The organism is Kribbella sp. NPDC005582, assembly GCF_040605415.1.
Classification (GTDB): domain Bacteria; phylum Actinomycetota; class Actinomycetes; order Propionibacteriales; family Kribbellaceae; genus Kribbella.
In genome coordinates, this window is sequence record NZ_JBEXCU010000001.1 from 1,881,786 (window position 1) to 1,899,988 (window position 18,203).

Genomic DNA, 18,203 nt, shown 5'->3' on the forward strand with positions numbered 1-18,203 from the left:
ACGATCCTCGGTATGCGGGAGAAGGATCTGGACCGATGGGTGGCGAAGTACCGCAAGGCCTGGGAGTCGAACGATCCGGCCGACGTGGCGGCGCTGTGGACCGAGGACGCGGCCTGGTACCGGCGGCCGGACGAGGACCCGGTGGTCGGCCGGGACGCGATCGTGACGGTCTGGGCGGAGGTCGCGGACGCGCCGGGCGAGACAACGTTCGAGTACGAGGTGCTCGGCTTCGGCGACGGCGTCGGCTTCGTGCGCGGCTGGACGACGTACCTGACCGATCCGCCGGGCGAGTTCAGCAACCTGTGGGTGATCCGGCTGACCAAGGACCGGGCACACGAGTTCACCGAGTGGTGGATGGAGAAGCCGTGATCGGCTACTGTTTTGGGCAGGCACTCAGGGTGCCACCGGTCCGCGGGAAGGGCTCAGCCCACCTGAAGCAGTGAGTGGGTGCATGCGTTTCCACACCTCCTTTCTCGCCTGTCGACGCGGACAGCAGGCTCGCAGAGAGGAGGCCGGCCGATGCCGACCCGCAATCTTCCGAACGACCCGAACCTGGATCACCTGCGCAAGCAGGCGAAACGCCTGCTGCCCGAGCTCCGCGCCGCCAAACCGGACGCGACTCTGGCCGAGGCCCAGCTCACGATCGCGCGCAGCTACGGCTTCGCCAGCTGGCCGCGGATCGTCCACCACGTCGAGCTCGTCGAGCGCTACAGCCGTTCCCCGCATCGGCAGCAGATCGGCGGACCACTGGACACGCCCGAGCAGCGGGCCGATGAGTTCCTCCGGCTGGCGACCCTGCACTACGGGCAGGACGATCCGGCCCGGCAGGAGGCGGCGCGGGCACTGCTTCCCGAAGTTGCCCAGAGCAACATTTATACGATGGTCGTCGCGGGCGAGCTCGACGCCGTCCGGCGAAATCTGAGTCAGGCAAGGGTGGAGGGTGGACCGTACCGCTGGGAACCGTTGCTCTATCTCACCTACAACCGTCTCGAGGCACCGAACCAGGTCGAGATCGCACGGCTCCTGCTGGAGAACGGCGCCGATCCGAACGCGGGCTATCTGTGGCAGGGTCTGCCCTCACCGTTCACCGCGCTGACCGGCGTTTTCGGGCGTGGAGAAGGTGATCAGCCGCCGCATCACAACCGGGTCGAGCTGGCTCGGCTCCTGCTCGAAGCCGGTGCGGATCCGAACGACAGCCAGACCATGTACAACTGCGGTCCGGGCTCGCCGCCGCCGTACGACGATGTGCATCTCGAGCTCCTGCTGGAGTTCGGACTGGGTCGGGGCGACGGCGGTCCGTGGCACGAGCGGCTGACTGCGGCGCATCCGACACCACAGCAGTTACTGGAGGACGAGCTCGTGTTCGCGTCTTCTGCCGGGCTGCTGCATCGGGTCGAGCTGGTGCTTGCTCAGGGCGTGGATCCGGAGGGCCGCGGTACCGAGCATCCGGGGTTCGGCGGGCATCGGGCGTACGAACTGGCCGCTGTGCAAGGGCACACCGAGATCGCAGAGCTACTGCGCGCTCACGGTGCGGCGCCGCTGGACGACGTACACGAGGTGTACGCCGCTGCCTGGCGCGGCGAAGCTTTCGAGGTTGACCCGGAGCTTGCTGCCCGGGTGGTCGCGCGCAATCCGCATCTGGTGATGCGCGCCGCCGAGACCGGCCGGACCGAGGCACTGGAACCCTTGCAGCGCTTGGGGTTCGACATCAACCTGATGACGCACTCGGCCCCGATTCACCGGGCCGCGCTGAACGGTCACCTGGCCACGGTCCAGCGACTGGTCGAGCTCGGCGCCGACCCCGACCTCCGCGATCCGATGTACGACGGGGATGCGCTGGGCTGGGCGGAACACAATCACCAGCAGGCAGTGGCTGCCTATCTCAGGGGCTTACGGCCAGGAACAGGAACGCGCTGAACACCATCAGGTGAACGGCGCCCTGCAACAGGGTCGCTTTGCCGGTGGCAAGGGTGATCGTGCTGACCACTACCGTGAGCGCGAACAGCACGATCTCCTTGCCGCCGAGCCCGAGCACGAGCGGACCGTCGAGCCAGATCGAGGCGATACCGATCGCGGGGATGGTCAGGCCGATGCTGGCCAGGGCGGAGCCGAGCGCCAGGTTCATGCTGGTCTGGAGACGGTTGCGGAGCGCGGCACGCACGGCCGCGACCGTCTCCGGCAGCAGCACGAGCAGCGCGATGACCACGCCGACCACCGCGAGTGGAGCGCCGGCCGACTCGACCGCGGACTCCAGCTTCGGCGAGACGGTCTTGGCCAGTCCGACCACGGCGACCAGGCAGACGAACAGCAGACCGAGACTCAGCAGCGCGACCTTGCCGCTGGGGGCGTCTGCATGGTGTTCCTCTTCGTCCTCTGCATCGTCGGAGACCGGGAGGAAGTAGTCACGGTGTCGAACGGTCTGCACGAAGACGAACACGCCGTACATCACCAGGGACACCACACCCGCGAACGCCAACTGAGGTCCGCTGAACCGAGGCCCGGACGCACTAGTCGTGAACGTCGGCAGCACCAGACTCAGCGTCACCAGCGCGGTCATCACCGCGAGCGCACCGCTCGACGCATGCACCCGGAACTCCTGCACGTGATGGCGCAACGAGCCGACCACGAGCGCGAGGCCGAGGATGCCGTTGCAGGTGATCATCACCGCGGCGAAGACGGTGTCCCGGGCCAGCGACGCGGCCTTGTCACCGCCGGACGCCATTAGCGTCACGATCAGCGCGACCTCGATGATCGTCACGGCGAGCGCGAGGATCAAGGTGCCGAAGGGTTCCCCGACGCGGTGGGCGACGACCTCGGCATGGTGCACCGCCGCGATCACGGCGGCGCCGAGACCGGCGCAGACCAGGATCAGCAGAATCGCACCGAGATCGCGGCCCCAGGACAGCACCAGGACGACAAAGGCGAGCGGGGGCACGGCCTGACTCCAGCGCGGCAACCCATGGTCCACGGAGTTCGTCATCCTCAGTCATCCTATGGGGTCCGCACTAAATCGGTTGGCATGCGCAGCGGTCGAGGTGATGCTTTTCGCATCATGACAGCGCAGATCAGGGTCGCGACCGACGCCGACTGGCCGGCCATCTGGCCGTTCTTCCACGACATCGTCACCGCGCGGGAGACCTACACCTACGACCCCGACCTCACCTTCGAGCAGGCTCGAGCGCTGTGGATGGTCACCGCGCCCCGGAGTCGCGTCACCGTCGCGGTCGATGCCGACGGCACCGTCCTCGGCACCGCGAACATGTATCCGAACCGGCCCGGTCCGGGCTCGCACGTCTCCAGCGCGAGCTTCATGGTCAACCCGGCGGCGCGCGGTCGCGGCGTCGGCCGGCTGCTCTGCGAGGACATGATCGCGTGGTCCGGCCAGGAGGGCTTCCGGTCGATCCAGTTCAACGCGGTGGTGGAGACGAACGAGCCGGCCGTGCATCTGTGGCAGGCGCTCGGCTTCCGGATCGCCGGGACCGTGCCGGAGGCTTTCGAACACGCCAAACTCGGGTACGTCGGTCTGCATGTGATGTACCGTCCGCTGATGTGACGGACAACCGCGCGCGCCGGATGTGGAGGACGCTCGAGCCCTTCCACGCGATCACCTACTTCGCCCCCGAGACCAGGCAGGCGACCGATGCCCTGGGCCTCAAGGGCGGCTGGATGAGCTACTTCGGCTGCCGCGCCGCGCCGCTCGGTGCGGCCTCGGCCGAGCTGGTCGCCGCGGTCTTCTACAACTTCCATCCGGCGATGGTGGCCCGGTCCGTTCCGGATGCCTGGGAACGCGCCACCCCGGCTCAGTTGCTGGAAGCACGGCTCGCCGCGGTCGATGCCGCCGTACGACGGTTGTTCGATCCGGCGCCGTCGTTCGAACGCGTGGCCGAGGTGGCACGGCGAGCTGCCGAGGCGGCGCCGCTGGGCGGGCGACCACTGGGGGCAGCGAACGCGGCCCTCGACTGGCCGACCGAACCGCACCTCGTGCTCTGGCAGGCGACCACGATCCTGCGGGAATCGCGCGGAGACGGGCATGTGGCGGCACTCGTCGCTGCTGAGCTCAGTCCGTGTCAGGCCCTGGTGACCGCCACGGCAGCGGGCGGCCCGACGAAGGAGATCTTCGACGTCGCCAGGCGCTGGAGCTCGTCGGAGTGGGAGGCTGCCGAGGAAGACCTGCGTTCGCGCGGGCTGCTGGACGCGGCCGGCGCATTGACCGAGGCCGGTCGGGCGCTGCGCCAGCAGGTCGAAGACACTACTGATGCGTTGGCCGATGCCGGGTGGCGTGCGCTCGGCGACGAGCTGACGACCGAGTTGCACGACCTCGTGTACCCGCTGAGCGGCGTACTGATGGCTGGTTCGCTGCTTCCGCCGGACAACCCGATGGGTTTGCGCTGGAGCTAGGACCGGCGGAGGCTCGTGGCCGCCGCGCGCAGGACCGCCGCGGTGAGGGCTGCGAGCACCTCGGACTCCAACTTCCAGTGCTGCCAGTACAGCGGCACGTCGAGATATTTGCCGGGGGCAATGTTCACCAGCTGGCCGGCCGCGATCGCCGGGTCGGCGACCTGGTCCTCGATCATTCCCCAGCCGAGGCCGATCAGCACGGCTTGATGGAAGGCTCCGGCCGCCGGTACGGCGTGCGCCGGCGGATCGAGGTGCCGCCGAGTGATCTTGCGAATCAGCCGGTGCTGCAGCACGTCCTTCTCGTTGAACTGGATCAGCGGGGCATCGGCGAGCGCCTCGGCCAGCGGCTTGCCGGTCAGCCAGCGGTCGGCGTACTCGGGCGTCGCGAGCGGTAGGTAGCGCATCTTGCCCAGTGGTACGACGCGACAGCCCTGGACCGGCCGCGGATCGCCGGTGACCGCGGCCAGGACGGTCCCGTTGCGGAGGAACTCCGCGGAGTACTCCTCGTCCTCGCGATGGACCACGAACCGCGCGGGGAACTGCTCGGACAGATCGAGCATCGCGGCGAGGAACCAGTGGTTGAGTGAGTCCGCGTTGACCGCGATCGGCAGCCGGAGCGCGTCGACCGTGCCCTGGATCGCGGTGATCGCCTCGTACTCCAGCAGCGCGACCTGCCGGGCCAGCCGCAGGACCGCCTCGCCGGCTTCCGTCGGGCGGGCCGGCTTCCCACGCATCACCACCACCTGACCGAGGCGGCTCTCGAGTGCCTTGATGCGTTGGCTGACGGCCGAGGGCGTGACCTGGAGCCGCTGCGCCGCGGCGTCGAAACTGCCCTCGTCGACGACCGCCGCGAAGGTCTCCAGCTGCGCGGAGTCGATTTGCATGATGAAGCAATTCTAATGGTGCGTGAGAATCTTTAGCTGGTTTACCTGGCCGAATCTTCTTACGGTCGAGGCATGTCCCTCCTTGCCGGCTTCGCCACGACCTTGGCCATGATCGTCGCCATCGGCGCCCAGAACGCCTTCGTCCTGCGCCAGGGACTGCGCCGCGAACACGTCCTGCCGGTGGTACTGGTGTGTTCGCTGTCGGACGCCGTACTGATCACTGGGGGGATCGCTGGGCTCGGCGTACTGATCTCCGCCAGCCCTGTCGCGCTGTCCGTCGCCAAGTACGGCGGCGCCGCGTTTCTGCTCGCCTACGCGGCCTTCGCGGCTCGCCGCGCCTTCCGCCCGACAGCACTGGCCGCGACCGACCACCAGCCCGCGGCACTTCGCACCGTCGTCCTGACCTGCCTCGCCTTCACCTATCTCAACCCGCACGTCTACCTCGACACGGTCGTCCTGCTCGGCTCCCTCGCCAACCAGCACGGGCCCGACGCACGCTGGCTCTACGGCCTCGGATCCGTCACTGCCAGCTTCACCTGGTTCTTCTCGCTCGGCTTCCTGTCCCGCCGCCTGGCACCGGTCTTCGCGCGGCCGCGCGCCTGGCAGTTCCTCGACAGCACGATCGCGCTGCTGATGACGACCCTCGCCACCGTGATGCTGGTGAGCTGAGCTCGGACTACGGTCGGAGCATGACTTCACGCCAGGTCCTTGTCGTCGGTCTCGATCCCCACCGCATCCCTGGTCCCTGGGATCCGGCCCCGGTCACCGCCGCGATCGAAGCCGCCGCAGAGCGCTTTCGTGAGCTGGGCATCGACGCCCAGAACTGTCTGATCGGTCTGGACGGCACGGACGACGTACCCGCGCTGATCGCCGCCCTCGACGCTCACCCGTGGGACTGTGTCCTCCTCGGCGCCGGCATCCGCAAGAACGAGGAGCTCCTTCCCCTCTTCGAGAAACTCCTCAACGTCATCCACCTGCACGCGCCCGCTACCCCTATCGCCCTCAATGGAGGACTTCACGACATCGTCGACGCCACCCTCCGCCACCTCCCCTGATCAACCATGGACGTGACGGTGTTGTGTGACGCCGTGGCGGTGTTTCCGGAATCCGTGGCGGAGGCCTTGCCTGGCTGGAGCGCGGAGCACGCCGAGTGGACCGCGCGGATGACACCCGGCAATGTGCGTGGCAGTGGGTGGTGGCTGCACTTCCACAGTTACTTGGTGACCGGCGCTGCGGGCGTGGTGCTGGTTGATGCGGGAGTTGGGCCGGCCGGCGGTGAGGCCGCCGAGTGGTTGGGAGTCGCGGGGCGGCTGCCGGGGTTGCTGGAGTTGGCGGGTGTCGGGGTCGACGAGGTGGATGCGGTTGTGTTGACGCACGTGCACCTGGATCACGTCGGCTGGAGCGCGGAGGGAACGCGACCACGGTTTCGGAACGCGGAGTACGTCGTACAGGCGGACGAGTTGGCGCATGTCCGTGGCGGGACGACGTACGAGCGGATGATTCGGCCGATCGAGGAGGCCGGGCAGCTGCGGGTCGTCGACGGCGACGTCGGGTTTCGCGGGATGCGGTTGTTGCCGACGCCGGGGCACACGCCCGGGCATCAGTCGGTGGTGACCTCCCGGGCATTGCTGGGCGGGGATGTGCTGGTGCATCCCTCGCAGGCACGGTGGCCGGAGCTGACCTACGTTTACGAGCGCGACCCGGCACTGGCGGTCACGTCGCGGCGTGAGGTTCTCGCGCTAGCGGCCGCGGCCGGGATTCCGATCGCGGCCGCACATCCTCATCCGGCGCTGGATGCCTCCGGGCGGGCACTGGCTGCTCCGACGTCGGGTGCCGTCGTGTGTCCGCCGTACCGGCTTTAGCGGTAGCCGGTGGTGTCTGCGGGTTTGCCGGGGTCCTGGACCTCGACGATGTAGCGCCAGGCGTCGGGCTGGGAGCCGTCGAGGTCGGTGAAGTTGTAGATGCGGGCCAGCTCGCCGCTGGACGTTGACTTGCCGTTCCAGCGGCGGAGGTCGGGGGCGGCGGCGAGTGCGGCGACGGCGCGGCCGACGTACGACGGGCTTTCGGAGATGGCGAAGTGCGGGATGCGTTCGGTGGCGTCGCGCCAGTTGTCCTCGGTGACGCCGAAGCCTTCGAGCATGGCCTCGGAGCGTAGCCAGCCGGGGCTGAGGAGTACGGCGGTTGCCTCGTACTTGTCGAGCTCGTGGGCGAGTGCGAACGCCATTCGGCTGACCGCGCCCTTCGCGAGGTCGTAGAAGAACGAGACGCGGTAGTGGTCGGCGTTGTACTCGTTCGTGCCGTCGGTCATTTCAACGACGAGCCCGCCGGGCGACTTGATCAGCAGCGGCAGCGCAAAGTGGCTGGTGATCGCGTGCGTGTCGACGCCGAGCCGAAGCAGACGCAGCCCGGCGTCGAGGTCGCTCTCCCAGACGGTCTTGTCCCACTCGGGCTCGCCGTACTGGCCCCAGATGTCGTTCACCAGGATGTGCAGCGCGCCCTGCTCACGCTCGATCCGGTCGATCAGGTCCTGCACCTGTGCGGGCTCGAGGTGATCCACCGGTACGGCGATGCCGTGGCCGCCGGCCTGGTCGACCAGTTCGGCGGTGTCCTCGATCGTCTCGGGGCGGTTCATCTCCGAGCGGCTCGCACGGGTGGTCCGGCCGGTCACGTATACGGTCGCGCCGGCCGCGCCGAGCTGGACCGCGATCCCCCGCCCCGCCGCGCGACTGCCTCCGGTCACCAGTGCCACTTTGCCCGCCAACGGTTTCATCGTGGGTCATCCTTTCCATACGCTGTATGGTTATGTACCATACGACGTATGGTTAAAGCTGGCAAGCGCTCCGGCGGGCGGCCCCGAGCAGGTGAGGAGCGACTGAGCCGGGAGGCGATCCTGACCGCGGCGCTGCGGATCGTCGACGACGAGGGCATCGACGCACTGACCATGCGGCGGCTGGCCGGCACGCTCGGCGTGAACCCGATGTCGCTCTATCACCACCTGCCGAACAAGGCCGCCGTACTGGCTGGGTTGGCGGAGCTGGTATTCGCTTCGCTGGAGTTCCCTGATCCCGGGGACGCGGTCAGCTGGCAGGAGCAGCTCAAGGATGCGGCGCGTGCTTATCGCAACGCGCTGCGGGCGCATCCGAATCTCGCGCTGCAGATCCTGTCCGACACCTCAGCGGTGTCGGCGGTCGTCGTGGTGACGGTCGAGCCGTTCTACCGCGCGCTCGACCGCGGCGGGCTCCCGGCGCGACAGATCGTCGAGGCGGTGAACACGCTTGTCGACTTCATCCACGGCTTCCTGCTCGGCGAGGTCGCAGTGCGGGCCGAGACGTTCGACCTCGCGCCGGATCTGCTCAGCCGGGTCGCCGAGTTGCCTGAGGGCAAGGCACCGACGCTGGTCCGTGTTGTGTCCGAGCTGGGTGCGGATGGGCTCGCCTACGACTTCGACAGCGGATTCGAGTCGGCGTTGGCGATCTTCACCGCGGGCATTGCGGCTGGTACGACGAACGCCGTCAGGAGCACGGGGACGGTGAGCGCGGCCACCAGCGTGGACATCGCGAACCAGACCGATCCGAGCGCGAACCCGGCGTAGGTCGCGATCGCGAAGACCCCGCTGAAGAGACCTGAGACGGAGGTGACGGTCGCTCTGGCTGGTCCGGTGATCGCGTCCTGCAGGCGGGCGTCGGCGACCACGATCACGAGTTGCAGGGCGCCGTACCCGATCGCGATGGCGGCGAAGCCCCAGGCGGACCGGCTCAACGCTCCGGTGGCGATCGAGACTGCAGCAATGGCGAGCGCGGCGGCGAAGGTTGCTTTGGGCAACTTGTAGGCCGGTCCGGCGAGGGCGCTGCCGATCGCTTGCGCGGCGACTGTTACCGCGATCAGCAGCGGGACGATCGTGGTGGAGGTGCCGAGTTCCCTGGCCAGCAACGGGAAGTACTCGTCGAAGGCGAGGAAGCCGCCGAGGAGTGCGGTCAGCAGGACAGCCCGCCGTACGGTTTGGGTGGTGAGTACTTCGGCCAGGCCGGTGCGCAGCATGCTGAAGTAGCCGGCGAACGCGCCACGCGAGGTGGCTGCCTCTGACTCCACGGTTGCGCGCGGCGCCTCGGGCAAGGTCCAGGCGACGACTGCCTGGATGAGGTTGCTCGAGATGCTGACCGCCGCGGCCAGCGCATAGCCGCCTAGCGCGAAGAGCGGGGAGGCGAGTGCGGTGGCGGCGAGATTCAGCACGAACGAGGCGGAGCGTGCTCGGCCAAGGAGCGTCGCGTAGCGCCCGGTGAGCGAGCGGGCGGCCAATTCGTCGTACACGAAGGCTTCGTAGGTGCCGGAGATGAGAGCGGACGAGATCCCCCACAGCACGAACCCCAGCGCGAATCCGGCAAACGTGGGGAGCACGATCCAGGCTGCATACCCAGCGGCGCTGAGCAGCGCACCGAGCACCAGGAGTTTGCGGCGCGAATACGAGTCCGCCCAGGCACCCGACGGCACCTCGAGCACGAACCCGGTCGCCGACCAGATGACGAACAGCGTGGAGATCTGCGCCGTCGACAACCCGTGATCGGTGAACAGGAGCTGGTACAGCGGATACAGCGGAATGAAGTCCTGCAGCCCCTGGTAAGCCACGATCCGCGCCGACAAGCCAGCCGGCAACCGATCACCCCGCGGTCGCCGAGGTCAAAGATGCGCACTAGGAAATCTCATCCCCCGAAGCTACCCCCGAACCCGAGCCCCCGCACCCGATTTCGCCCCGCGGTGGCGAGGTTGGACGGTGGATGCGGATCTGCAGGCCATCACAAGTGGCGGCGGCCGCCCTCCGCCACGCTCACCACCTTCCGACGCACGCATTTGTGATGGCGTGGGGGTCCGGGTAATTGGCGAGCGGCTGGTGCGGGGGTCGGGCAGAGTGGGGGGATGGCGGATGTCAGTGGGCGGGTCTGGGGGAAGTTGCCGGCGGGGACGCGGGAGGCGTTGACGTCGGGATTGAGTGGGTCTGAGTTGCAGTCGGTGTTGCTGGATGTGAGTCGGGAGCGGGCGGCTCAGGTGACGCCGGCGCGGTTGGTGCAGCGGTGGCGGGAGGATCGGTTCGTGCGGCCGTCGAACGCCGATCCGCGGGCGTTGGTACGGACGCAGCAGCGGTTGTGGGAGGCGTTGCCGGAGCGGTTTGCCGGGGTGGAGTTGTCGCCGGTGACGCCGTTGGGGACGTGTTCGGCGGTGGCGACGATCAACCAGCACCAGGTGCTGAGCACGATCCGCGGTACCGAGGTCGCCAGCGATCCGACCAACGAGCTGGCGATCGAGGCCGCCGTACGGCGGCGGGCCGGGCAGGCGCGGGTTGATCTGGCGGCGTGTCAGCGGGTGGTTCGGGCGCAGCCGGTGGAGGGGCCGGGGATGTTCGCGCACTTTCAGCTGTTCGTGCTGGTGTCGAGTGCGCGGGACACGGGGTCGGGGCGGACCGAGGCCGAGCTGCTGATCGATCACCTGAACTTCTGGGCGGACGTGCTTGGCGATCGTGCGGATCTGTCGTTCACGACGTTCACTCCATCAACGGTGACCGAGCGCATCGAGGACACAGTTCGGCCGGCTGTGAAGGCCTCGTTGCGGGAAGACACGGAGCGGACCAAGAGCGCCACCTACTACACCGGTACGGCGCTCGGCGTCGCGACGGTGGACGCGGAGCTCGGTGACGGCGGGTTCACGAACTGGACCGCCGAACTGCTCGGTGATGCCAAGGAACGGTGCTTGACGTCATGCATCTCCACCGAACGGCTCACCGAAGTTTCAGCAGACCTGCATCAGTAGGTCGGAAGCCGCACGCCTCTAGGTAGAAGGCCGTGAGGTGCGGCTCGAAGTCCACGTGCAGCCACTCGCAGCCGGCATCGCGGGCCTCCGCGGCGGCGGTGGCCACTAGTTGCTGACCGATGCCCTGGCGACCGAACTCCGGGTGGACAGCGGTGTCGAGGACGAAGGCGTGTGCCCCGCCGTCCCAGCAAACCTGGACGAAGCCGACGAGCTGATCGTTGCTAAAGGCACCGACCCAGGTAAGAGCCCAGCGCTCCAACCGCTCTGCCCACGGCTGCACGCTGGGCTCGCTCTCGAACGCCGCGGCGTGGAGCTCCGACAAGGCCCGGTCGTCGACCGGGAACCGCACGACGAACCTCATAGCATCGCCGCCCCGGCCGCGAGCCGCGCCTCGAAACCGGCGGCCTGCTCGGAGTCTTCGGGCCAGTCGGACATGCTGAGGTAGCCCTGCACCATGGTCGACGGGAGCACTGCCAGCAGTCCATCGGTCGGTCCGTAGGCAGCTAGTGCGTCGGGCCAGTGCTCGGGCGGTACGGAGGAGATCAGGTGCCAGGTCAGGTCGACGACTCCCGGTGCTGCTGAGACGTCTTCCCAGTCCAGCAAGGCGATCTCGCCGTCTGGAGCAGTTCGGAGGTTGAGGGCCGACGCGTCGCCGTGGATCAGGGTCTGCGGGCCGGCGTCACGTACCTGCGCCTCGGCCTGCTTGACGTTGCCGACCAGCCGCTCTCCGAACTCGCGCACGGGTGCGGACAAGGTGCGGGCGGCGAGCTTCGGCCAGGTGTCGTCGTACAGACGCGCGACCAGGTCGTCGCCCGCGCCGACCGGCCGGAGCCACGGCCAGCGGACGTGAGCTCGATCGGTCCACCGATCGTGCATCGCCCGCAGCAGCGTGGCGGCGGCTACCGGATCCGCGCCTTGCTGCCAGGACGAGAGGTCCTCGAGCTCCAGTAACGAGCCCTCGTCGTTGAGTTCAGCGCGATAGCAGGCAGGCACCCGAACGCCGATCTCCGGCGCGATCTCGCGGTAGAACCGCACTTCGGCCTCGGCCATCCCCAGTGCTGCCGCGATCGACCCAGGTACCGCGGGCGACCGCCGCTTGATGTAGTTACCCACAGGCCGACCCTAGGCGTATCGATCACACGACGCTCGCGAATTAAGCACCGCGCGGGTAGTGCGCTCGAGGTGGGCGCGTGCGGCGGCGGAGCGCGGAGGGTGGGGTTAGTGGGCGGCCTCGGTGTTGATGAGGATCACCGTGCTGTCGGATCCCAGGTTGAGGTTGGGGCGGGCGGCTCGGAGGCCGGCGAGGGTGGCGGCTCCGCTGGGGCCGGAGGAGATGCCTGCGGCGGCTAGGTCTGTTGAGGCTTGGAGGGCGGCTTCGTCGTCGACGGTGATGGCGTGGTCGAGGCCGGAGCGGAGGACTGGCCAGGCGAGGGTTGAGGGCGTGCCGCAGTTGAGGCCGGCCATCACGGTTTTGGTGGTGGGGACGGTGACGGGCTTGCCGGCGAGGAGGCTGGTGGTGATGCAAGGGGCGGCGGTGGGTTCGACGCCTAGGAGCATGGGGCCGGCGGCTTCGCTGCGGTAGTGGGTGACTGCGGCCTGGGCGACTGAGCCGACGCCCATCGGTACGACGACCAGGTCAGCCGAAGCCTCGATCTCGCGGAAGAGGGTCGAGTAGCCGTCGACGATCAGTTGCGGCACCACCTCGTAGCCAGGCCAGGCGGAGTCCTGGATCAGCAACCGCTCAGCTCCCGCGTACGCCGCCGCCTCAGCCACCGCGTCGTCGTACGAGCCCGGTACGACGCGCACCGTCGCGCCCTCGTCCCGGATCGCGGCGATCGCCGCCTCACTCACGACATCCGGCACGAAGACAAACGCATCCAGCCCGAGCTGAACCGCTCGACGCGCCACCGCGCGACCATGGTTGCCGTCGGTCGCGGTGACGAGCTCAGCCGTGCCCTCAACCAGCGCGCGGTCGATGGCCCACCAAGCGCCGAGGGCTTTGAACGCCGGCAGGCCGAGCCGCGATGACTCGTCCTTCACCAGCACTCGACCGACTCCGAGCTCAGCCGCCAACCCCGGTACGGCGGTCAGCGGCGTCGGCCGGTACGCCGGCAGGCTCCGGTGAAACGCGAGCACCTCCGCCGGGGCGGGCGTCGTCCGCCACTCCCGAGCGGAGGCGTTCTCGTACCAATCCAACTACGCGACCAGCGCCAGCGCGCCGTACGAAGCGGTCGGCGAGGAGCTGATCGTGCGGGGCTGCGACTGCTGCACGCGGATGGAGGTGGTCTGGAGGCGGATCGGCAGCGTGGCCCGGACCGCGGTGGCGAGGTCGAACTGGACCTCGGTCAGCAGGTCGGTCAGCTCGAGGTCCAGGGCGCGGCAGATCGCGGCCAGGATCTCCGAGGACGGCTCCTTGCGGCCCCGCTCGATCTCGGACAGATAGGGCACCGAGACCTGCGCCCGCTCGGCCAGCTCGCGCAGGGTGATCCCGCGCTCGCGCCGCAACCGGCGGAAGACGTTTCCGATCACCTCGCGTAGCAACACGTGTGGCCCTCCTCGGCTCAGCTGTCCTGTACCGAGTGTGCCATCCGCGAGGGCTCTGCGGTGGGCAGATCTGCCACGGGCAGATTCCGGGGCCTGATCCCGCGGTCCGCCCGCACTCTGGAAAGCATGAGCGAGCTACCGAACAACCTGGACCGAAACGTCTACGAACGCCTGCTGTGGCAGCGCATCCTCGTCCTCGGCGACGAGATCAAGGACGAGAACGCCAACGCCCTCTGCGCCCAACTCCTGCTGCTGAACGCCGAGGACCCCCGGGCGGACATCTCGCTCTACATCAACTCCCCCGGCGGCTCCGTCTCCGCAGGGCTGGCGATCTACGACACGATGAACTTCATCAGCAACGACGTGGCGACGTACGGGATGGGGCTGGTCGCCTCGATGGGGCAGGTGCTGCTGACCTGCGGTACGCCGGGCAAGCGGTTCGCCCTGCCGCATGCGCGGATCATGATGCACCAGCCGACCGGCGGTATGGGCGGTACGGCGAGTGACATCAAGGTGCAGGCGGAGCAGGCGATCAAGGCCCGCGAGGACCTGGCCGAACTGATCGCCGAGCGGACGGGTCAGCCTCGGGAGCGGATCACCACGGATTTCGACCGCGACCGCTGGTTCACTCCGGAGGCTGCCCAGGAGTACGGAATGATCGACCGGGTGCTTACCCGGCCGGTTCCAGTGCCTGCTTGAGGTCGGCGGTGATGTCCTCCGGATCCTCCAGGCCGAGGGAGAGCCGGAGGAGTGCGTCGGACGGCTTCGCCGACGCTTCGACGAGGCGGTGAGTCAGCGCGGCGGGGTGCTGGATGAGCGTGTCCACTCCACCCAGTGAGACCGCGTGAGTGATCAGGCGCAGCCCGCCGGCGACCGCAGCGGCCGCTTCGTAGCCACCGGCCACGGTGAACGCCAGTACGGCGCCTGGTCCGGACATCTGCCGCCCGACGAGCTCCAGCGGGTCGGACAGGCCGGGGTAGTAGACACGCTCGACCGCCGGCTGCGCGGACAGCCAGTCGGCGACCTTCGCGGCAGTGGCCTGCTGCGCCCGCACTCGCACCGGCAACGTCTGCAGTCCCCTGTGCAGTTCGTATGCCGCCAACGGGTGCAGCAGGCCACCTGTTACCGCACGGATCTGCCGAAGCCGGCTGACCCAGTCCCGGCCGGCCGCGACGACGCCGCCCATGACGTCGCCATGACCACCCAGGTACTTCGTTGCGGAGTGCAACACCAGGCTCGCCCCGTGCCGAGCCGGCTGCTGCAGCACCGGAGTCGCGAAAGTGCTGTCCACCAGCACCGGTACGTCGCCCGCCTGCCGAACCGCGGCGGCGATGTCCACGAGCTCGACCGTTGGGTTGGCCGGGGTCTCGAGAAGAACCAGACCGGTGTCGGGGCGGACGGCCGCGGCAATCTCGTCGGGTCGCACAAAGCTCACAGTTGTCCCCAGGAGCCCTGTGGATAACAGGTGATCGCTGCCGCCGTAGATCGGCCGGGCGGCGATCACATGCGGCCGCCCGGCGGCGACCGTGCCGCGCAGGCAGGCGGTGAGCGCGGCCATGCCGGAGCCGAAGGCGACCGCGCCGTCGGTCTGCTCGAGCTCCGCGAGCGCGTCCTCGAAGCGGGCGACGGTCGGGTTCCACAGGCGCTGGTAGACGAGGCTGCCGCCGTCCGGGCCGTCGCCCTGCGCGAGCGCGTCGTACGACGTGCCGCCGGTCCCGACGTCCGGGAGCGGGTAGGTCGTGGACAGGTCGATCGGCGGGACGTGCACCCCGAGGGCGGTCAGGTCGTCGCGGCCGGAGTGCACCGCGCGGGTATCGAGGTGCATGACGCCTCCCAGAAGTTATCCACAGGCATTGGCTGAGATGAGGATGAAATCTTCTGCGGAGAAGGCGCAAGAGTTCCGAAGAAAATTCGTCCACAGGGATGTCCACACGCTGTGGATTCTGTGAACGCGCTCTACAGTGGTGGTATGCCGAAGGATCGCCGGAGCCCCGGACCGGCCCCACGGGCGGTACCGGGTGCGGTCGGGGGCGGCCTGGACGAGGTGGATCGGGAGCTGGTCCGGCTGCTCACGCTCGACGGGCGGATGCCGAACAACGCCCTCGCCGAGGCCACCGGGATCGCGCCGTCGACGTGTCTGACCCGCGTGCGCGCATTACGCGAACGCGGTGTCATTCGTGGCTTCCACGCGGACGTGGATCTGGGCGCGCTGGGTCAGCCGCTGCAGGCGTTGATCGCGATCCGGATCAGTACGCACTCACGCGACGAGATCGATCGTTTCCGCGCCAAGGTTCCGGCGCTGCCCGGCGTACTGTCGCTGTTCCACGTCAGCGGCGCCAATGACTACCTGCTGCACGTGTCGGCTGCGTCGCCGGACGCGCTGCGCGAGTTCGTGCTCGACCACCTGACGGCCGATTCCGCGGTAGCCCACGCGGAAACCAGCCTCATCTTCGAACACGTCCGCGCCACACCTAGCGCGGTTTGAGACCCCAGGCCTCGGCGAGGAGCTGGAACGAGCGGGCGCGCTCGGCCGGGCTGTGGATGTGGGTGGTGATGATGAGTTCGTCGGCGCCGGCCTGGTTGGCGCGGCGGGTGAGCTCGGCGGCGACCTGGTCGGGCGTGCCGACCACGGACAAGCCGGCCCACTCCTCGACGGCGGCGCGCTCACCCTCGCTCCACGGGTAGGCCGCCGCCTCCTCCGGTGACGGCAGCGGGCCGGGGCGACCGGAACGCAGCCGCAGCAGCGACAACGCGTTCGCCTCGGCGAGCTGGTGTGCGCGCTCTTCGGTCTCGGCGACGATCGCGGCCAGCGCGAGAATCGCGTACGGCGCGGAGTCGTGTTCGAACCGCTGGAAGTTCGTCTTGTACGCCGAGATCACGCCGGCCGGGTCGAGCGTGCCGAAGTGACCGGCATAGGCGAATCCGGTGCCGAGCGCGGCCGCCGCCTGACCGCCGTACGTGCTGGAGCCGAGGATGAAGACCGGCGGCAGCGGTACGTCGGACGGTTGCGCGGTGATCGGCTCGAACGGATGACCGGCCGGGAAGCCTTCGGCGTACGCGCGGAGTTCGGCGTACTGCTCGGTGAAGTCGTCGGCGCCGAGGGCCTCGCGGCTGCGGCGGAGGGCGAGCGCGGTCCGCTGGTCCGTGCCGGGCGCCCGGCCGAGCCCGAGGTCGATGCGATCCGGGTAGAGGCCCGCCAGGACGCGGAACGTCTCGGCAACCTTGAGCGGTGAGTGGTTCGGCAGCATGATCCCGCCGGAACCGACGCGGATCTCGGAGGTGACGCCGGCGACCGCCGCAATCATCACCTCGGGGCTCGAGCTGGCCACGCTCGAGATGTTGTGGTGCTCAGCCAGCCAGTACCGGTGATAGCCGGCCGCCTCGGCCACTCGCGCCAGCTCCAGCGTCTCGTGCAACGCCTGCGAAGGCTTGGTCCCCGAGGGCACCGGCGACAGATCGAGCACGGACAAAGGCAAAGCTTCGCTACTCACGTTCAACGTGAACCAGCCCCGCCGACCCGTTATTCCCAGGACCTAGCCCGGGTACGGCGTGCTGGCGCGCGCTTCGCGGAGTGGGCGGGACCACCAGGCGAGTTGGGTGAGGAGGGCTTGAGCGGCGGGGTCGGTGGTGGGGTCGACGGGGTGGCCGGTCTCGGTGAAGTCGGTTTCGGAGAAGGCGAGGGTGTCGCGGATCGGGACGGCGTGGAGTTCGCCGAAGACGAGGCGGAGTTGTTCGGCGGCGCGCAGGCCACGGGAGCGGCCGCCGTAGACGACGAAGGCGACCGGCTTGGCGAACCAGGGGTGGCGGACGGCGTCGATCGCGGTCTTGAGGTCGCCGGGGTAGGCGTGGTTGTACTCGGCGGTGACGATGACGATCGCGTCGGCCTCGGCGATCCGAGCGGGGAGGTCAACCAGGTCGATCCGGCCAAGGTCGATCAGGTCACACTTGAACTCGTCGTGCTGGTCGGCCGCGGAGGCGAACCAGTGCGTGACCGTCGTACCGAAGCGGCCGGGCTCCAGGTTGCGGGTGAGCACGGCCAGGCGGAGCGGGTGGACAGTCACGTCGTGCGACGTTAATAGCTCAACACGACTTGAGGTCAAGCCGACGGGTACGGCGGCTCCGGCACGCGGTACGGCTGGTGCACCGGCGCGTTGCGGAGGCCGACGATCGCCAGCACGACCGATGCCACGATGACCAGGCCGACCAGCACGGCGAGAAGGGCCGTCATCAGCGACCACAGCATGAGCAACTCGAGGGCGCAGCCGGCCGCGGCGACCAGCGCCAGCCAGAAGCCGGCCCGACGGCGGCCCACGAGAGATCCGAGGGCGAAGAGCGCGACCAGGATGACGATGAGCACCGGGATCGCCATGAAGATGACGATGTAGCCGTGCGGATCGCAGTTCGGCCCGCAGGAGGAGTCATCAGGCGAGGACGCGTCGACCAGCTGCCCAACCGCGGCGAGCCCCACCAGGACTGTCGCCAGCGCGTTCGCGATCCAGAGCCGCACCGGAATCCCCCACTACAAGAAATGTCTTGCACCGGATAAACTCATTGATTTGTGGCTGCCACTGAGAAATG

General features: G+C 68.7%; 22 protein-coding genes and 1 pseudogene. 11 read left to right on the forward strand and 12 right to left on the reverse strand.

Features of this window, described 5'->3' with window-relative positions; genetic code table 11:
• Positions 1 to 12 precede the first annotated feature (12 nt).
• Together ABZS29_RS09330 and ABZS29_RS09335 are read left to right on the forward strand one after the other, a co-directional pair.
• Positions 13 to 369 (forward strand): nuclear transport factor 2 family protein, encoded by a 357-nt coding sequence (locus ABZS29_RS09330; RefSeq protein WP_355460086.1) that lies wholly within the window; start codon positions 13 to 15, stop codon positions 367 to 369.
• A 150-nt stretch (positions 370 to 519) separates the two neighbouring features.
• Positions 520 to 1,917 carry an ankyrin repeat domain-containing protein gene (locus ABZS29_RS09335; RefSeq protein WP_355460087.1) on the forward strand — a complete coding sequence of 466 codons (1,398 nt, stop codon included), beginning with the start codon at positions 520 to 522 and terminating at the stop codon, positions 1,915 to 1,917.
• Here ABZS29_RS09335 and ABZS29_RS09340 read toward each other — a convergent pair.
• Complete coding sequence (locus ABZS29_RS09340; protein ID WP_355460088.1) at positions 1,883 to 2,980, reverse strand: calcium:proton antiporter; 1,098 nt, start codon at positions 2,978 to 2,980, stop codon at positions 1,883 to 1,885. The genes ABZS29_RS09335 and ABZS29_RS09340 overlap by 35 nt on opposite strands.
• A 72-nt stretch (positions 2,981 to 3,052) precedes the next feature.
• Here ABZS29_RS09340 and ABZS29_RS09345 point away from each other — a divergent pair, with 72 nt between their 5' ends.
• Together ABZS29_RS09345 and ABZS29_RS09350 are read left to right on the forward strand one after the other, a co-directional pair.
• Complete coding sequence (locus tag ABZS29_RS09345; RefSeq protein ID WP_355460090.1) at positions 3,053 to 3,553, forward strand: GNAT family N-acetyltransferase; 501 nt, start codon at positions 3,053 to 3,055, stop codon at positions 3,551 to 3,553.
• The gene (locus tag ABZS29_RS09350; protein WP_355460092.1) at positions 3,550 to 4,398 is read left to right on the forward strand and encodes a hypothetical protein; all 849 of its coding nucleotides are present in this window, start codon (positions 3,550 to 3,552) and stop codon (positions 4,396 to 4,398) included. Before ABZS29_RS09345 ends, ABZS29_RS09350 begins: the two co-directional genes overlap by 4 nt.
• On the opposite strand, the gene ABZS29_RS09355 is transcribed toward ABZS29_RS09350, so the two are convergent.
• A complete protein-coding gene (locus ABZS29_RS09355; RefSeq protein WP_355460093.1) occupies positions 4,395 to 5,282 on the reverse strand; it encodes a LysR family transcriptional regulator ArgP in 888 nt (295 codons plus the stop codon). The two genes, ABZS29_RS09350 and ABZS29_RS09355, sit on opposite strands and share 4 nt — an antisense overlap.
• A 72-nt stretch (positions 5,283 to 5,354) precedes the next feature.
• Here ABZS29_RS09355 and ABZS29_RS09360 point away from each other — a divergent pair, with 72 nt between their 5' ends.
• The 3 genes from ABZS29_RS09360 to ABZS29_RS09370 are packed head-to-tail and all read left to right on the forward strand — an operon-like array spanning position 5,355 to position 7,144.
• Complete coding sequence (locus tag ABZS29_RS09360) at positions 5,355 to 5,951, forward strand: LysE/ArgO family amino acid transporter (RefSeq protein ID WP_355460095.1); 597 nt, start codon at positions 5,355 to 5,357, stop codon at positions 5,949 to 5,951.
• A 20-nt stretch (positions 5,952 to 5,971) separates the two neighbouring features.
• Entirely contained in the window at positions 5,972 to 6,337 is a 366-nt protein-coding gene (locus ABZS29_RS09365) for a hypothetical protein (RefSeq protein WP_355460097.1), read from the forward strand.
• Between the two features lie 6 nt (positions 6,338 to 6,343).
• Entirely contained in the window at positions 6,344 to 7,144 is an 801-nt protein-coding gene (locus tag ABZS29_RS09370; RefSeq protein WP_355460098.1) for an MBL fold metallo-hydrolase, read from the forward strand.
• Here the strand turns inward: ABZS29_RS09370 and ABZS29_RS09375 are convergent.
• Positions 7,141 to 8,052 carry an SDR family oxidoreductase gene (locus ABZS29_RS09375; RefSeq protein ID WP_355460100.1) on the reverse strand — a complete coding sequence of 304 codons (912 nt, stop codon included), beginning with the start codon at positions 8,050 to 8,052 and terminating at the stop codon, positions 7,141 to 7,143. The two genes, ABZS29_RS09370 and ABZS29_RS09375, sit on opposite strands and share 4 nt — an antisense overlap.
• Before the next feature lie 48 nt (positions 8,053 to 8,100).
• On the opposite strand from ABZS29_RS09375, the gene ABZS29_RS09380 reads away from it, so the two are divergent.
• Entirely contained in the window at positions 8,101 to 8,874 is a 774-nt protein-coding gene (locus tag ABZS29_RS09380) for a TetR/AcrR family transcriptional regulator C-terminal domain-containing protein (RefSeq protein ID WP_355460102.1), read from the forward strand.
• Between the two features lie 20 nt (positions 8,875 to 8,894).
• On the opposite strand, the pseudogene ABZS29_RS09385 reads toward ABZS29_RS09380, so the two are convergent.
• Positions 8,895 to 9,905: pseudogene (locus ABZS29_RS09385) on the reverse strand (MFS transporter); the annotation flags it as partial.
• A gap of 288 nt (positions 9,906 to 10,193) precedes the next feature.
• On the opposite strand from ABZS29_RS09385, the gene ABZS29_RS09390 reads away from it, so the two are divergent.
• Entirely contained in the window at positions 10,194 to 11,081 is an 888-nt protein-coding gene (locus tag ABZS29_RS09390) for a hypothetical protein (RefSeq protein ID WP_355460103.1), read from the forward strand.
• On the opposite strand, the gene ABZS29_RS09395 is transcribed toward ABZS29_RS09390, so the two are convergent.
• From ABZS29_RS09395 to ABZS29_RS09410, 4 genes are all read right to left on the reverse strand, one after another.
• Positions 11,050 to 11,442, reverse strand: coding sequence for a GNAT family N-acetyltransferase (locus ABZS29_RS09395; protein WP_355460105.1), 393 nt, complete (start codon positions 11,440 to 11,442; stop codon positions 11,050 to 11,052). The two genes, ABZS29_RS09390 and ABZS29_RS09395, sit on opposite strands and share 32 nt — an antisense overlap.
• On the reverse strand, positions 11,439 to 12,194 hold the full coding sequence (locus ABZS29_RS09400; protein ID WP_355460106.1) for a phosphotransferase: 756 nt from the start codon (positions 12,192 to 12,194) through the stop codon (positions 11,439 to 11,441). The genes ABZS29_RS09395 and ABZS29_RS09400 overlap by 4 nt, the downstream gene beginning before the upstream one ends.
• A gap of 105 nt (positions 12,195 to 12,299) precedes the next feature.
• Positions 12,300 to 13,277 carry a pyridoxal-phosphate dependent enzyme gene (locus ABZS29_RS09405; protein WP_355460108.1) on the reverse strand — a complete coding sequence of 326 codons (978 nt, stop codon included), beginning with the start codon at positions 13,275 to 13,277 and terminating at the stop codon, positions 12,300 to 12,302.
• The gene (locus ABZS29_RS09410; RefSeq protein WP_355460110.1) at positions 13,278 to 13,625 is read right to left on the reverse strand and encodes a helix-turn-helix transcriptional regulator; all 348 of its coding nucleotides are present in this window, start codon (positions 13,623 to 13,625) and stop codon (positions 13,278 to 13,280) included. It lies immediately after the preceding gene.
• Positions 13,626 to 13,751: 126 nt separating this feature from the next.
• Here ABZS29_RS09410 and ABZS29_RS09415 point away from each other — a divergent pair, with 126 nt between their 5' ends.
• The gene (locus ABZS29_RS09415) at positions 13,752 to 14,324 is read left to right on the forward strand and encodes an ATP-dependent Clp protease proteolytic subunit (RefSeq protein ID WP_355460111.1); all 573 of its coding nucleotides are present in this window, start codon (positions 13,752 to 13,754) and stop codon (positions 14,322 to 14,324) included.
• Here the strand turns inward: ABZS29_RS09415 and ABZS29_RS09420 are convergent.
• Positions 14,296 to 15,450 carry a PLP-dependent aspartate aminotransferase family protein gene (locus ABZS29_RS09420; RefSeq protein WP_355460113.1) on the reverse strand — a complete coding sequence of 385 codons (1,155 nt, stop codon included), beginning with the start codon at positions 15,448 to 15,450 and terminating at the stop codon, positions 14,296 to 14,298. The genes ABZS29_RS09415 and ABZS29_RS09420 overlap by 29 nt on opposite strands.
• Before the next feature lie 144 nt (positions 15,451 to 15,594).
• On the opposite strand from ABZS29_RS09420, the gene ABZS29_RS09425 reads away from it, so the two are divergent.
• Positions 15,595 to 16,110 (forward strand): Lrp/AsnC family transcriptional regulator, encoded by a 516-nt coding sequence (locus ABZS29_RS09425; RefSeq protein ID WP_355460114.1) that lies wholly within the window; start codon positions 15,595 to 15,597, stop codon positions 16,108 to 16,110.
• Here ABZS29_RS09425 and ABZS29_RS09430 read toward each other — a convergent pair.
• From ABZS29_RS09430 to ABZS29_RS09440, 3 genes are all read right to left on the reverse strand, one after another.
• On the reverse strand, positions 16,097 to 17,089 hold the full coding sequence (locus tag ABZS29_RS09430; protein WP_355460116.1) for an LLM class flavin-dependent oxidoreductase: 993 nt from the start codon (positions 17,087 to 17,089) through the stop codon (positions 16,097 to 16,099). The two genes, ABZS29_RS09425 and ABZS29_RS09430, sit on opposite strands and share 14 nt — an antisense overlap.
• Positions 17,090 to 17,158: 69 nt before the next feature.
• The gene (locus ABZS29_RS09435) at positions 17,159 to 17,686 is read right to left on the reverse strand and encodes an NADPH-dependent FMN reductase (protein ID WP_355460118.1); all 528 of its coding nucleotides are present in this window, start codon (positions 17,684 to 17,686) and stop codon (positions 17,159 to 17,161) included.
• 35 nt (positions 17,687 to 17,721) lie between these two features.
• Positions 17,722 to 18,132: a hypothetical protein gene (locus ABZS29_RS09440; RefSeq protein ID WP_355460119.1), complete on the reverse strand. Its 411-nt coding sequence runs from the start codon at positions 18,130 to 18,132 to the stop codon at positions 17,722 to 17,724.
• Between the last annotated feature and the right edge of the window lie 71 nt (positions 18,133 to 18,203).